7 protein-coding genes and 1 other RNA gene are annotated in these 15,136 nt (G+C 60.3%); 6 read left to right on the top strand and 2 right to left on the bottom strand.

Translation table 11 applies throughout. The annotated features are described in order from the left end of the window. Positions 1 to 70 precede the first annotated feature (70 nt). An RNA gene (gene ffs, locus ACGHIZ_RS11265) (signal recognition particle sRNA small type) lies at positions 71 to 166 on the top strand. A 251-nt stretch (positions 167 to 417) separates the two neighbouring features. On the opposite strand, the gene ACGHIZ_RS11260 is transcribed toward ffs, so the two are convergent. After that, positions 418 to 1,431 (bottom strand): LPXTG cell wall anchor domain-containing protein, encoded by a 1,014-nt coding sequence (locus tag ACGHIZ_RS11260; protein WP_390448129.1) that lies wholly within the window; start codon positions 1,429 to 1,431, stop codon positions 418 to 420. 215 nt (positions 1,432 to 1,646) lie between these two features. Here ACGHIZ_RS11260 and ACGHIZ_RS11255 point away from each other — a divergent pair, with 215 nt between their 5' ends. The 4 genes from ACGHIZ_RS11255 (at position 1,647) to ACGHIZ_RS11240 (ending at position 10,947) form a co-directional block, all read left to right on the top strand. Continuing rightward, positions 1,647 to 3,518, top strand: coding sequence for an ABC transporter ATP-binding protein (locus ACGHIZ_RS11255; protein ID WP_390448126.1), 1,872 nt, complete (start codon positions 1,647 to 1,649; stop codon positions 3,516 to 3,518). Then, positions 3,519 to 5,378 (top strand): ABC transporter ATP-binding protein, encoded by a 1,860-nt coding sequence (locus ACGHIZ_RS11250; RefSeq protein WP_390448123.1) that lies wholly within the window; start codon positions 3,519 to 3,521, stop codon positions 5,376 to 5,378. Positions 5,379 to 5,505: 127 nt separating this feature from the next. Beyond that, the gene (gene bilS, locus ACGHIZ_RS11245; protein ID WP_035138751.1) at positions 5,506 to 6,057 is read left to right on the top strand and encodes a flavodoxin family protein BilS; all 552 of its coding nucleotides are present in this window, start codon (positions 5,506 to 5,508) and stop codon (positions 6,055 to 6,057) included. A gap of 873 nt (positions 6,058 to 6,930) precedes the next feature. Next, on the top strand, positions 6,931 to 10,947 hold the full coding sequence (locus tag ACGHIZ_RS11240) for a fibronectin type III domain-containing protein (RefSeq protein ID WP_390448119.1): 4,017 nt from the start codon (positions 6,931 to 6,933) through the stop codon (positions 10,945 to 10,947). A 679-nt stretch (positions 10,948 to 11,626) separates the two neighbouring features. Here the strand turns inward: ACGHIZ_RS11240 and ACGHIZ_RS11235 are convergent. Further along, entirely contained in the window at positions 11,627 to 13,927 is a 2,301-nt protein-coding gene (locus ACGHIZ_RS11235; protein ID WP_390448116.1) for an LTA synthase family protein, read from the bottom strand. 213 nt (positions 13,928 to 14,140) lie between these two features. Between ACGHIZ_RS11235 and ACGHIZ_RS11230 the strand changes: the two genes are divergently transcribed. After that, complete coding sequence (locus ACGHIZ_RS11230; RefSeq protein ID WP_390448114.1) at positions 14,141 to 15,016, top strand: nitroreductase family protein; 876 nt, start codon at positions 14,141 to 14,143, stop codon at positions 15,014 to 15,016. The last annotated feature ends 120 nt before the right edge of the window (positions 15,017 to 15,136 follow it).

The following is a 15,136-nucleotide window of genomic DNA, read 5'->3' as shown; positions in this document are numbered from 1 at the left end:
CATCCGATGGGTTCGCCCCACTTGCCCTGCTGGGCGGGAGCAGGTAAGATATACCGAGCGCCTAGCGCGTTCGATGGGTTCGGATGACGACATGTTCCGAATCTGGTCAGGTCCGGAAGGAAGCAGCCATAAGGAGCCTCTGTCGGGCATCCGAATCCATCGAGCGCACGGGCGCTATTTTGGTGCCGGGCCACTTCGTCCAAAAATCACTCGTAAAGGCGCATTAATCTGAATTAAATCTATCCCTGTCGTTATGCTGTTTGCTGGTGTTGCCTGGGCATCGGTGGCTATGTGGTTCAAGAGACGGCGGCATTGCCATTTGTTTTTACAAGTAAAGAGGCCCGTTTCCCTGGTGGGGAAACGGGCCTCTTTTTGTCTCTGGGTTTGTGGATTGGTGAAGGCAGAATGCTCTGTCGGCTATTTTGAGTTCTTGATGCGGCGTGTGGCTGTGGCGGTTATTCCGAGGCCTGCGGTGGCGATTCCTGCGAGTGCGATTGCGCTCGGTGCTGTGTCGCCCGTGTTTGCGAGCTTGCCGGCGGTCGTATCTGCTTGCTTGCCGCTGCTCGAGTTCGCCTGCTTGGTGGAGCTTGGTAGGGCGTCTTTGCCGGTTGCAGGTGAGGCAACGGGCGGTGTCGCCTCGGCGGGTTGCGTTGAGCCGGAGGGAGGCACTGTCTCGGCGGGTTTCGTTATCTCGGGCGAGGTGGTCTTATCTGCCGCGGCCTTTGCCTCTTCGTATGCCTTGCAGGCGTCGTCATAGGCCGCTTGCGCCTTTTCCAAATCGCCGAGGAGCGCATTTCGCTTGGCAATGTCCTCGTCGATCTGGGCTTTAGCTTCCTCTGCCTCACTTTCGAAATACTGAACCTGTTTTTCCTGGCTTTCGAGCCAGCGTTGGTAGCGGTGAAGATCATCTTCACAAGATTCTTCTCGCCTTTCTGCCGACATGATCTCACTGCGCAACTGCTTAATATGCTCCTTAATAGCTGTGCTGGGCGCCTCGTCGCCGAGCTCCTTGAGTACCTTATCTAATTCTGCCTGAAGGCCGCTTGTCCGGTTGCGGGCCTCATCGTATTTGGCTTGGGCTGCATCGACGTTCGCTTGCATGGCGGGAAGGGGTTCCCTCCGTTTGGCGGCTTCCGCCACCACCATGTCGTAGAGTTCTTGAAATGCGGCAATGTCATCATCGATTTCCGCAAGTTTCTCGGGACTTGCGGCGTCTTTCGCGGCCTCGAGGTTTTTGAGCGCTTCCTGCATGGCTGCATACGCTCTTTCTTTTGCGGCGGCCGCATCTTCCGTCTGCAAGGCAACTGCACCGGTGGGGGAGCTGGTTTCCGCCGCGATCGCCGTTGCGGGGGCGATTCCCGCGACAAGTGCCGCGGAAAGGGCGATGCCCACGGTTGCTCGTCTTGCTCTTCTTGCGAGAATGTCGTTCATCTCGGCACCTCATTTCAAGGGTCGGCGACTAACTTGGTAGCACTAAGGTAAGTATACCAAGTGGTCGACCCGACACTGGCTGGGCGTGCGCGTGCCCCTCCGCTTCTTTGGAAACCGAACCCCATTAGAAATGACGAGTTGTTTACGCTTCTTTTGGGGTGGCGGTACTATCATGGTTCGAATTGAGTGTGAATGATGATAGGGAGCGCCTATACATGATTGAGCTGTTCAGGCGTTTTGGTGGCAAGTTTCGCCGGTATATGGTGATCGGCCCAGCGTGCAAGCTGATCGAAGTGATCTTTGACCTGCTGACGCCGCTGGTGATTGCCCAGATGATCGACAAGGGCATTGGGGCGCACGACGTGAACGCCGTTATCCACTACGGCATGGTGCTTGCCGCCATGGCCGTGATCGGCATCTCGTTTACGCTTGTCTGCCAAAAGATGGCGGCACTGACCTCGCAGGGCATGGGCACCGACATTCACGGCGCGCTCTACGAGCACATCAACAAGCTGAGCTATGCCGAACTCGATCGCTTTGGCACGCCGTCGCTCATCACGCGCATCACCAACGACGTCAACCAAGTGCAGCTCGCTGTGGCACTGGGCGTGCGCATGCTCATCCGCTGGCCCTTCTTGGCGGTGGGCTCCATGTGCGCGGCCCTCGCCATCGACCTTAAGCTCGGCGTGATCTTCTTGATCTGTACGCCCGCCATCGGCTTGGTGTTTTGGTTTGTCATGGCGCGCTGCATTCCGTACTACAGGCAGCTGCAGGCAAAGCTCGACCGCATCGCGCTTATCTGCCGCGAGGGCCTTTCGGGCGCCCGCGTGGTTCGCGCCTTTGTACGCGAAGGTCATGAGCGCGAGCGCTTTGCCCAAGCCGCCGATGACCAGGCCAATACCGCCATCGCGGTGGGCAAGCTCTCGTCAATCCTTAATCCCGTCACGTTTTTGGTGATGAACCTGGGCGTGTGCGCCATCCTGTGGGTGGGCGGCGTTCAGGTCAACGTGGGCGAGCTTACGCAGGGCCAGGTCATGGCGTTTGTGAACTACATGACGCAGACCCTCACCTCCATCGTGTACGTCGCCAACCTGGTCGTGGTCTTTACCAAGGCGAGCGCCAGTGCGTCGCGTATCAACGAGGTGCTCAATTGCGTGCCGAGCATCACCGACGAGGACAACCAGCCGGTCGCGCTTCCCGAGCCGAGCGCGGCGGACGATGCCGCTTCGGTTCCCGCGCTGAGCTTGAGCCATGCGAGCTTCTCCTTTGGCGCGGGCGCGGCCAACGCCGTCGACGATGTGACCCTGGAGCTGCCGCTGGGCAAAACACTCGGCATCATCGGCGGTACGGGCAGCGGTAAGTCGACGCTCGTCTCGCTCATTCCGCGCCTGTACGACGCGGGCGTCGGCAGCGTAAGCGTAATGGGTACCGACGTGCGCACTTGGCCGCTCGACCAGCTGCGCCATGTGGTCGCGACCGTCCCGCAGCGCGCGTCGCTCGTGAGCGGTACGATCCGCAGCAACCTGACCTGGCGTGACGAGTCGGCAACCGACGAGGAGCTCTGGGCGGCGCTCGACATGGCGCAGGCGAGCGAGTTCGTGCGCAACAAGCCGCAGGGGCTCGATGCCCCGGTCGAGGCGGGCGGTAAGAACTTCAGCGGTGGCCAACGCCAGCGCCTGACCATCGCGCGCGCCCTGGTGGGCTCGCCTCAGATATTGATCATGGACGATTCTGCCTCGGCGCTCGACTTTAAGACCGACGCGGCGCTTCGCCATGCCATTCGCGAGCGCAGCATGCGCGGCGCTGCCGAGGGCGGGTTGCCGCTGACGACCGTCATCGTGAGCCAGCGCGTCTCGACCGTGCGCGATGCCGACATGATCTGCGTGCTCGACCACGGCTCGGTTGCGGGTCTGGGCACGCACGACGAGCTGTATGCAAACTGCCAACTCTACCGCGAGATCTGCCAGTCGCAGCTCCGCCGCGAGGAGCTCGAGGGCCAGCAGGGGAGCGCGGTGCCCGCGTCCGCCCCGAGCCCCGCGTCCGCCTCAACCGCCCCGGCATCCACCTGCGCAAAGGAGGGCTGCTAAATGAATCCGTATACTTCTTCCGGTTCCGTCGCCACGATGACGGCCAATGTGTCCGGCAACGATAACCTCAACGACCTGGGCGACGGCCCGCGCCAGCCCGGCGATCCCGAGCGCTATCCCGTGGGCGCGGTGACCCGTCGCCTGATGGGCTACGTGCGTCCGCATCGCATTTCGTTTGCGGCGTCGTTTGTGAGTGCCGCCGTCTCGGTGATCTTGCAGCTCTACACGCCCATCCTCATCGGCGAGGGCATCGACCTTATCGTTGCCGCCGGACGGGTGGACTTTGACGCGCTGCTACCGCTCGTCACCAAGCTCGCGATTGTTGTGGTGGGCGCCGCGGCCTTCCAGTGGCTGCAGGGCTATTGCGTCAACCGCTTGTCCTACGAGACGGTGCGCGATATGCGCGTGGAGGCGAGCGACAAGCTCAGTCGCATGCCGCTCAGCTTTATCGACGGCCACGCCCATGGCGACCTTATGAGCCGCGTGGTCAACGATGTCGATCAGGTGGGCGATGGCCTGCTGCAAGGCTTCACGCAGCTCTTTACCGGCGTCATCACCATCGTGGGCACGCTCGCGTTTATGCTCTCCATCAACTTGACCATGACACTCGTGGTGGTGCTCGTCACGCCGCTCTCCATCTTTGCGGCCGGTGCTATCGCCAAGCTTTCCAACAAGAGCTTTACCGCTCAGCAGCGCATCCAAGGTCAGCTGGGCGGTCATATCGAGGAGTACGTGGGCGAGCAAAAGCTGGTGGATGCCTTTGCCTACGGCCCGCACGCCCAAGCGCGCTTCGACGCCCTCAACGCCGAGCTCTACACGGCGGGCGAGCGCGCGCAGTTTATGGGTTCGCTTTCCAACCCCGGCACGCGCTTTATCAACAACATCATCTACGCTGTGGTCGCCGTGATCGGCTGCGTGGGCGTGATCACGGGCGTGCCCGCGGCGCTCACGGTGGGCGGCGTGCAGATCTTCCTGTCCTACGCCAACCAGTACACCAAGCCGTTCAACGAGGTCACCAACGTCATCACGCAGATCCAGACGGCCTATGCCTCGGCGCGCCGCATGTTCGCGCTGCTCGATGCACGCGAACAGGAGCCCGACGCCGCAGATGCCGTTGAGCTCGCGGCGCCGCAGGGCGAGGTCGCCTTTGAGCATGTGGACTTTAGCTACGTGCCCGACCGCAAGCTACTGCAGGATATCTGCATCGAGGCTAAGCCCGGCATGCGCTTTGCCCTGGTCGGTCCTACGGGCTGTGGCAAGACGACGCTCATCAATTTGCTACTGCGTTTTTACGATATCGATGCCGGTCGCATTGCGGTCGATGGCCGTTCCTCGCGTGACTACACGCGCGCAAGCCTGCGCCGCGCCTTTGGCATGGTGCTGCAGGACACTTGGCTGTTCGAGGGCACGGTGGCGGAAAACATCGCCTACGGTTGTCCCGATGGCACGCGCGAACAGGTTGTCGAGGCGGCCAAGCGCGCGCACGCGCACAAGTTTATCGTGCAGCTGCCAGGCGGCTACGATACGGTCATCGGCGAGGACGGCGGCACGTTTAGCCAGGGTCAAAAACAGCTGCTGTGCATCGCACGCGTCATGCTCACCGATCCGGCTATCTTGCTGCTGGACGAGGCGACTTCGAGCATCGATACCCGCACCGAGCTGCAGGTGCAGGCGGCATTCGACGAGCTCATGGCTGGCCGCACAAGCTTTGTCGTGGCGCATCGCCTGAGCACCATCCGCAACGCCGACTGCATTTTGGTGATGCGCGACGGCCAGATTATCGAGCGCGGCACGCACGACGAGCTGCTAGCGGCAGGCGGCTTCTACGCCGAACTCTACCGCAGCCAATTCGCCCAGTAAGCAAGCCCGTGGGGCAAATTAATCAATCGACAGACGGTGGTTTACATCTGTCACGTAAGTACTAAGATATTCATCTAATAAATTGCATTAGTGGCTTTAGTTTTGGGGGAAACGAGGCAACGTGACTATGACGTGCTCTTTGGTGGTTAACAGCAAGAGCGGTAATACCAGGATGGTTTCGGGCGCGATCAAGCGCGCTCTGCAGGCTGCGGGTGTTGATTTTGTCCATGCCGCGGCGTTGAGCGACGATGCGGATGCAGATCAGGTTGCGCTCGAGGCGCAGGGCGCCTGCGCGGCCGACACGGTGCTCGTCGGTTTTTGGTGCGACAAGGGCGCGTGCACGCCTTCAGTTGCGGCGTTGCTCTCCGCCTTGCACGGCAAGCGCGTGTTCCTGTTTGGCACCTGCGGCTTTGGGGCCGACCAGAGCTATTATCAGCAGATTATCGACCGCGTAACTTCCAATTTGGCTGGGGATGCCGAGCTTGCGGGCTGGGCGATGTGCCAGGGCAAGATGGGCCCTGCCGTAAAGCAGCGCTACGAGGCAATGCTTGAGCAAGAACCCGAAAACGCGCGCTATAAGATGCTGCTCGACAACTGGTTTGCCGCAAAGGACCATCCCACCAAGGAGGACCTGGACAACATGGCCGCAGCCGCCAAGAAGGCCGTGCTGGGGGAGTAGCTCCCATCGCTGACGGCGGTCGGTCCATCTTTCTAAATGAAACGTCCTCCCGGGCGTCGGGGCACGAAGTTCCCTGCTCTACAGTCCTGCGCAAGACGAAGGCCACATTAAGTGGCCTTCTTTGCGTGCGGAACTCGCGATGAACTTCGTGCCCCGCCGTCCGGGAGGACGCCTCTTTATTGATGGGAGGCCTGATAGGTCGATGGTTCCGTGCCCGGATGCGTCCAAAGTGGGACGGGCTTTCCGGATGGGCAGGCTTTCGAAAAATGCGTCCCGGAATTTGCCTTTGGAATGGGACGTAGTTTCCCGTTGAGGTGCTTTGCGGAAAGTGCATCCCACTCTGGGCGGTCGAAGTGGGACACACTTTCCCAAAGGCGCTCCAACGGGAAATTGCGTCCCATTATTCGGTCAAGAAACGGGATGCATTTTCCCAATGAGAGCAAAACCGGAAAATGCATCCCACAATCAGCCCTCAAAGTGGGACGCCGTTTCCCAATGAGGCTCAAGCGGAAAATGCATCCCGGAATTTGCGCTCAAAGTGGGATGCGGTTTCCGGTTGAGGGTCTAAGGGGAAAATGCGTCCCAGAATCGACGCTTGAAATAGGATGCAGTTTCCCGATGAGGCACTCGACGGAAAATACATCCCAGAAATGGCCTTTGAGCTGGGATAAGATTTCCGCGGCATCTCGGATTCTCAAAAATGAGACACGCCGTTGGCGAAGATGAGACACGTGATATCGGGCATCGGATGTATCATTTGCAAAAATGAGTCCACTCCACTCGAATAAAGCGAGGTCCCTCATGTACGTTCCACACCCCCGTATCCGTAGGCTGTCGAAAATCCCGCTTGTTGGGACGGCGGCGCTTGCTGCGTTGATCGCCACGAGCGTCGCCTGCTTCACGGCCACGCCCCAGGTTGCCCAGGCGGCAGACGCGCCCGCAATCACCGATATGACCGAGCAGGATTATCAAGCCCTGGGTCTGGGCACGAGCGAGGACATTCCGGCCGATACCGTTGGCCCCTATTCCACTGATACCCCCACGACGTTTGCCACGCGCAGCGAGGTCTATATGGCAGCTAACGGTAGCCATGGCAATCGCTACACTCTGCGCGACAAGCTCGAGAACGTCGAGCGCGGTGACATTGGCGGCAGCAGCAAACTCACCGATGGCTATGGAAGTGTGTGGGGCGCCGCAAAGTTCTGGCAAAACGTCAACAACTTCGATACGAACAGCGATCTCTACAAGCATAGCGACTACGGTGGCGGCACCTGGTCGTACCTAAGCAACAATGAGTCCTCAACAGTACTCGCCAACGACAACAACGGTTTCTCGGGCATTCACGCCACGAGTGTTGAGTTCTGCAGCGACGCCAGCACGGGCAAAAAGAGCCGCGTTGCCGAGCTCCGTGCCTACGGCGACAGTTCCTCCACGACGATTGACGGCAAGTCATACGCCGGAAAGGTTGAGCTGGTCCTCTACTCGTTTAGCAACGGGCGTACGCGCACTCTCGACACACACCTGCCGGTGACGGTCAACACTAATATGATGCACGAAGGCCGTTTTAAGTACCTGGATGCCGGTTACCTGCAAGAGCACGACGCCGTCTTTGATGTCGAGGCGGGCGATGTCGATGGCGACGGCGTCGACGAGCTTTTTGTCTACGCGGGCTGCTATGTCGACGAGAACGGCGTGCGCAAGGCTGTAGTCGACATGTATGACTTGGAGGGCGGCAACTGGAAGCAAAGCGTCGTCAAGATCGATGCCGGTAACGCCGCGGACTACACCACGCACAACAAGGGCGAGAACGACTCCTGGACGCAGCTTCAGTCAGCTCCTGTCGTTTCGCTAGCGGCCGGCGACCTCGATCGCGATTTTTGCGATGACCTCGCCATCGTGGTCTCGGCACCCTACGGCAAGAAGAATATTGATAAGTCGACGCATTGCGAGCTGTTTTCGTGGGATGCATCCAAGGGTGCGCTCGTCCATGTCGATGCTCTGGGCGACGCGGGCGCAATCTCCCTCTCCGCGAACGGCAAGACCATGGTCGCTGCGAATGCGACGTTCGGCACGTTTGCCGCCTACGATGAAGAAGGAAAGAAGACGGGTGAAACCGTCACGGGCCTTATTCTTGCGGGCTATGACTGGCAACGCAGCGCTTTTGATTACGGCGCTTCTGACGGCAGCAAGGGGCTGTACGGCGCGCTGTACCGCTACGCGTATTTTGACTCGGAGTCTGGCGAGTTCAAGCTTTCCGATTGTAAGGAATACAGAGACGGGCTCCTCGCCTCCTATGGGCTGATGCATGTGCCCAACAGCGCATGGAAGGATAGCGCTCAGGATAAGCGCTATCCGTGCACCTTGGCGCCTATTGCCCTTGCCACTGCCAACCTTGACGGCCTGTCCGAGCAGCTGGCGGTTGACGAGGTGCTCGTGGGCGGCGATGTGTTCCGCGACTTTGCCTGCAACACGGCGCAGAGCGGGGCTCAGGGCTTGGGGTCCATGGTCGGAACCATGAGCATGAGCGGTCAGCAATACAACAGCAGCAACAAGCATGACCACAAGGGTATAGAACAGGTGTGGATCAGCGACGTCAAGGCGGGCAGCGTCTCGGGTTCGGACCGCTATAACGAGAGCTTTATCGCCGTGGTGGGCAAGCACCGCGACGAGGACCTGCGCAAGAACGATGACTACTATTGGATGACCGCCTCGCATTTTTCGCTCGACGAGAACGGAAAGGTGCGCCGCGGCGAGGAGCAGGTGATTAGCGAGAGCAACCGTCGCGGCACTACCTACGGCACATTTATCTCGCTCGCGCTGCCCGATGTCGACAACGACAGCGTCAAGATCACGTACAAGGACCGCTACAAGGTCTATACCAACCCGCGCGTGCTTGCCGTGCTGCAGGATGCGCCCTATGTTGAGGATCTGGAGCAGGCATACGGCTATCTGGTGTTGGGCGGCACGTCATACGGAGAGGAAAAGGGCACGGGGACATCCCAGGGCTATACCATTGGCGCCGAGTTGGGCGTTGCCGTCGAGGTGCAGACCGGTCCGCCCCTGGTCGCGATGAATGCTTCAGTCGATTTTGCCGCCGAGGGATGCTATGACTACCGGAGCGAGCGCACGGTCAGCGCAAGCGTAAGCTATGAGTCGCATGCCGGCGAGGGTGACAAGGCCGTGCTCTACACGATTCCGATGGTCTATTACGAGTATGAGATCGAAAATGAGGAAACTGGTGGCAAGGGCGTGATGGCGGCGCCCGTGTCGCTCGGCGCGCAGACCTCGGTCGTTAATGTCGAGGCCTATGACCGCATTGCCAAACAGCACAATATGACGCCGCTCAGCTACTTTTTGACCAACCGGTCGGGAGAACCCGGAACCTATCAAACGACGCTCAACGGCGAGACTCCCGTTGGGGATTCCTTTGGCCTGGGCAAGCCTGGCGTAACGCGCGCCTACACGCACGATGGGTTTAACGGCGCCGCCGCGCAGTCGGGGGCGAGCATTGAGCAGACCATCGAAGTCGAGGAGGGCAAGGAGCAGGAGCTCGAGCTCGGCTTGACGCTGAACGGCAGCGTTGTCATGGGCGCGAAGCTCGCAAAGCACGAGTTGTTTGGCGGCCTGTGCTTTGGTGCCAACGCCGGCTTTACTACGGGTAACTCCTCGAGTGAATCGACCGAATACGGCGGCACCGTCGACAACCTGCCCGAGGCCGCGCAGGGCAAGTACGGTTTTGTGTGGCGTCTGGGCGTCAACGCGGTGGATGTCGACAAGTTCGAGGCAGACTCGGGCGACAAGCTCGGCACCAAGGACACCGACCAGTTCTGGATCGTGGGCTATGACGTTAAGGACGTCGAGATGCCCGACGCGCCGGCCGTGACGGGCTTTACGGCAAACGCCGTCGATTCGACCAGCGTTACGTTTAGCTGGGACGATGTACTCGCAAACAAGAGTGGCTTTAGCTACGGCGTGGGCATGCTGCAGAGCAATGCGGCGGATGCGGTCGTCAATAGCTGGAAGATTGCCGACAACACGCAGACCTCGCTCAAGTGGGATGGGCTGCAGCCCAATACGGAGTATCGATTCGCCATCGCCGCCGTTAAGAATGGATCCACGACCGAAACAGGTATTCGCTCGGCAATCATCACGGCCAAGACCATGCCCGATGGCATGACGATGACCGTGAGCGGACCTGCGGCGGATGCTGCGGAGGGGTCGGATCTTGGATACGACTCTTCGGTTGAGCGCGCGGCGGGAAGCCACCTGACGCTCTCGGCGATTGGCCATGTGAAGCAACTCGGTGTCGACGATAGCGAAACAGGGCTGGCACCGACCTATATGTGGTACCGCAAGGGCCGCGGCGAGACAGAGTTTAAGCTCGTGGGTGCCGATGGCAACCTCGCGGCTGGAACGGCCTCAAAGCTCGAGATTGACCTGACCGCAGACGATGACGGTGCGCAGTATTACTGCCACGTGGGATACAACGACGTGGGCCTCGACACCGGCACGACGCTCGTGAATATCGAGGCCGAGGAGACGGCGCCCACAACGGTGAACGCCACCCCGATCCGCACGCGCCGCCTGTTCTCACAGGCAAGTGCGGGCGCCAAGAAGTTCCTGGACCATACGCTGGTAAACACCGCCGGCCCAACCGATTCCGAAGGCTCAAAGGACCCCGAGACTCCTGAGACCCCGACGAACCCGGACAAGCCCAAGTCCGACAACGGAGCTAAGACCGACACCAAGGTCAAGACTACGACCACAGCGAAGAACCTCGCAAACACCGGCGACCAAACATTCGCCCTAGTCGCCACCGCAGCAGCAGCGGGAGCAACGCTCGTAGTGATAGCCCTCATCATGCTGATCAAGCGCCGCAAGACCCACTAGTAGCCAGTCGAACATATCGACAACCCAAAAACCCGGGTAGCCAAAAAACAGGCCACCCGGGTTTTCTGTTGAGTGGAGACTCCGCAAGTGGAAACTGCACCCCACAATTAGCGCCCGGAACGGGACACATTTTCCGTCAAGCCCTCATCCGGAAAATCCATCCCAGTTTGAGCGCCCAGACCGGGACGCACTTTCCCAAAGGGTCCTCAACGGGAAACTGCGTCCCATAATTAGGCCGAGAAATGGGATGAACTTTCCCAATGAGAGCCAACCGGAAACCACGTCCCAGAATCAGCCCCCAAAGTGGGACGCATTTTCCCAACGAGCCTCAACCGGAAAATACATCCCGGAATCCAGCTGAATAGTGGGACACACTTTCCCAATCGGGTCCCAAGCGGAAACTGCATCCCATTCCAGACAAGAATTCTGGGACACGGTTTCCGGATGCAAAAAAGGCCACATGACGTGGCCTTCAACTTATATATGTTCAGAAGGTGTCTCCATGACAAGCCGCGCTTCAACACCGAGGCGTCTGCCCGGCGACGCGGAATGTAAGGTTCATCGCGAGTTCCGCACGAGCCGGAGAGCACTTAATGTGCTCTCCGTGCGAGCAGGACTGTCCGAGCAGGGAACCTTACGTTCCGCGCCGCCGGGCAGACGAACCAGTTAAGACGCGCCGCTACTTGATCTTGGTCGTACCCGGTGCCAGGTTGGGGTCGGTTTCGTTGGCCTCGGTCTGGAAGTGCTCGGTGTACACGTTCTTGCCGTCGCGGAACATCTCGTAGTACTGCATCTTGGCGTAATCCTCGCGCGCCTTGGTGGCGGCTGCTGCGGCGGCGTCGTCGCCGGTGACGTTGGAGGAGAGCGCCCAACGCAGGCTGGCGTCCTCGTAGCCCACGGAGTTGATAGCGGGCAGCGACTCGCGCAGCGTCATGTGCGCCTTCTGATAGTCGGTCAGCGGTGCGCCGATCAGCTGCATCAGCTGCGTGGACAGGTAGTTGGTGGACAGGTCGTCGACCTCGCTTGTCTGGTCGCAGCCGGCAACGTCGTAGTTGGCCCAGATGATGTAGTCGGTCTGCCACAGGCGCTCCTGGTGGGTGGCGTCATCCTCGTTGGTAAACCACTTGTCATTGAACTTGGACGGGAAGAACGGCTGGTGATCGCCCCAGAACACCACGACCACCTTACGGTCGAGCTTGCTCAGGGCGTTGAGGAAGTAGCGCAGCGCCTGGTCGGACTGCTCGATGCACGAGACGTACTCATCGACATCGGATAGCGTGCCGTCCTCGACGGTCTTGGCGTCCAGGTCGGTCGTGTCGATGTTCAGGTGCATCTGCTTGTCGACCGGCAGCAGGCCCGTATCGTAGCCCGAGTGGTTCTGCATGGTCACGTCGAAGATAAACTGCGGATCGGCGTTCTGGTCGAGCAGCTCAAGAATCTTGTCGTAGGTAGCCTGGTCGGTCACCATGCCGCGCAGGGTATCGGCGCCCTGGAAATCGTTGATGGACAGGAACTGGTCAAAGCCAAAGTCCTTGTAGACGTTCTCACGGTTCCAGTTGGTCGCGTGGTTGGGATGCATGGCCGTGGTGGAATATCCGAGCGACTTGAACTGCTCTGCCAGGTTCCCGGTCGTTTCCATGTTGTAGATGGTGTAGGGGTACACGCCCGAGCCCAGGTTGGCCATGGAGTTGCCGGTCATAAACTCAAACTCGGTATTGGCGGTACCGCCGCCGTAGGCGCTCACGTAGAGCTTGCCGCGGCTGAGGCAGTTGGACAGGCTCTTAAAGTACTGCGGACCCTCGTAGCCAGCGCGCATGTTCTGGTAGATGGATAGGTCCGAGAACGTCTCGTTCATGATGGCGATGACCGTGGGCTTCTCGCTATCGAATTGCTCCTTTGCGGCGGTGCGCTCGTCACTCTTGGCGGCGTCGGACTTGTCGTAGGCCTTGGCGTACTTTTTGAGCGTGGCCTTGGCATCGTCGACGGAGTAGTCGGCGGGTTTGGGCGGCTTGATGGACTGCGCCGCACTAATAAAGGCAGGCAGGTAGCCCTCGCGCCAGTAGCTCTCGAGCGGGCGCCAGGTGTAGACGGTGATGCCGAGGGTGTTGTAGTAGTCGATGAGCGTGACGTGTGCGGTCACACCGCCCAGGCACAGCACGGCGACGAGCAGGTTGGTGAGCAGCATGCGCTTGGCGTTGGCGGCGCCCTTCTGACGGTGCGGTGCCACCAGGCCGGCGTACTCGCACAGCAGCATGGCGATGGCGGTAAAGCCCATGGACAGCACGCAGAACAGTGAGATCGAGAAGGTGTAGCCGGTGCCGGCGACCGCGGCGGCGGTGGAGATGGCCGAAAGGTCGCCCGGCTGGATGGGCATGGATTTAAACGTGATGACGAAGAACTCGGCAATGCCCAGGACAAAGAGGGCAAAGGCCAGGACCGCGGGAGCTGCGCCGTGGCGTTGGAACAGGAAGAACAGACCGGTCATGAGCGTGGTGATGATGGCCCACTCGAGCAGGATGCACAGGGGGTAGACCCAGGTAAAGTCGTGGTTGGACGAGACCTCCATGCCCAGCAGCGCAAAGACGCCGGCGAGCAGCAGGCACAGGACGGCGGCGACGAGTGGTTTGCCCACAAAGGCGCCGCGCAGGCGGGCGAGCTTGCCGGTGGGGGCGGGGGCGTCGGGCTTGGCGAACGCAAAGACGCGCGGGGCGATGCGGTCGCGTGCGATGCTGGCCCAAGCGCAGCCGGTGAGGATGGCGTTGGTCAGGATGAGCATCACAAAGGCGAGCGGCTCGTTTTGGGCGACGAGGCCAATGGCGCCCCAAATGGTCAAAAAGAGCTGGAACAGGCCGAAGGCGACGCTCCACCCAAGAGCGCTTTTGGCAACGGTGCCCGACTGAGTGCAAATGGCCTTGGCCTCGCGCAAGACAAGGTAGACGGTCGCCGCAAGACCGACGAGCGAGATGGCGGCAGCGAACATGCTGAGACTCCTCACAAACTAAAACGTACGAAAGCGGGGGTTTACCCGATTGTTACCAAGATATGCGCTGCAATTGGTGGCTGCGCACAACAACCAGCCATATTAACGCGCACGTGCGGCGGTGTGGCGCAATGTAGTGGCGACCTGCGCGATAATGGACGGGAATTACACGGAAACGTAAAGGCTTCTTAAAGAAATGGCGAGGGTAGGGCGATGAGCGAGCAGGTTTGTATGACGGGCGCCGAGTACTGCGGCGGAGCTGCGGGCGTGGATACGTACGGCTATCCGGTCGAGACTACGGGCAACGCGGCGCTGGACATCTTGGAGCACCGTTCCTCCACGCGTGCCTTCGCGCGTGATGACGACGGCCGTCCCGTAGCGGTGACCGACGAGCAGCGGGCGGCGATCTTGCATGCGGCGAGTCGCGCACCGTCGGCGGGCGCCATGATGATGTATTCCATCGTGAGCATCCGCGAGCAGGCTACGCTGGACCGCCTGGCCGACCTGTGCGACCATCAACCCATGATTGCCAAGGCGCCCTGGGCACTAATATTTGTGGTCGATTATGCCAAGTGGATCGATCTGTTTGAGCACGTGGGCTGCTTTGAGCCCGAGTTTGTCGAGCGCACGGGCAAGGCGCCCCGCCGCGCGCCGGGTTTGGGCGACTTTGCCATCGCGGCCCAGGACGCCGTGATCGCCGCCCAAAACGCCGTGGTTGCCGCCGAGGCCCTGGGCCTGGGGAGCTGCTATATCGGCGACATCGTCGAGAATGCCGAGGAAGTGGCCGAGCTGCTCGATCTGCCGCCCTATACCATGCCGCTGTCGATGCTCATCATCGGCACGCCCCGTAAGGAGCGCCCGGCTATTGCGCATCCCGTGGTGAACCTGGTGCACGAGGAGCGCTACTGCCGCGCCGATGCTGCGACCATGGACGCGCAGGTGGCCGAGATGGACGCGATGTTCCGTCCGCATGCCCGCGAGGTAGGCGAGCGCGTGGTGGATATCTACACCCGCAAGCACACGAGCCCCTTTATGGCCGAGATGAGCCGTTCCATGGAGTGGTGGTTCAAAAACTGGCTCGGCAAGTAACGAATGCGGCGATGTGCCAAAGGGACAGTCCCTTTGGCACATTCCATATCGCCGTGGTGGCCTAAAGGCCGTATAAATGTTTATCTAGCTGGGAAAACAGTGCATTAAAACATGGGCCGA

This window comes from Collinsella sp. i05-0019-G5 (genome assembly GCF_042851345.1).
In the GTDB taxonomy this organism is placed as follows: Bacteria; Actinomycetota; Coriobacteriia; order Coriobacteriales; family Coriobacteriaceae; genus Collinsella.
Note: the sequence above shows the minus strand (reverse complement) of the source record. Positions and strands in the feature narration are given on the sequence as shown.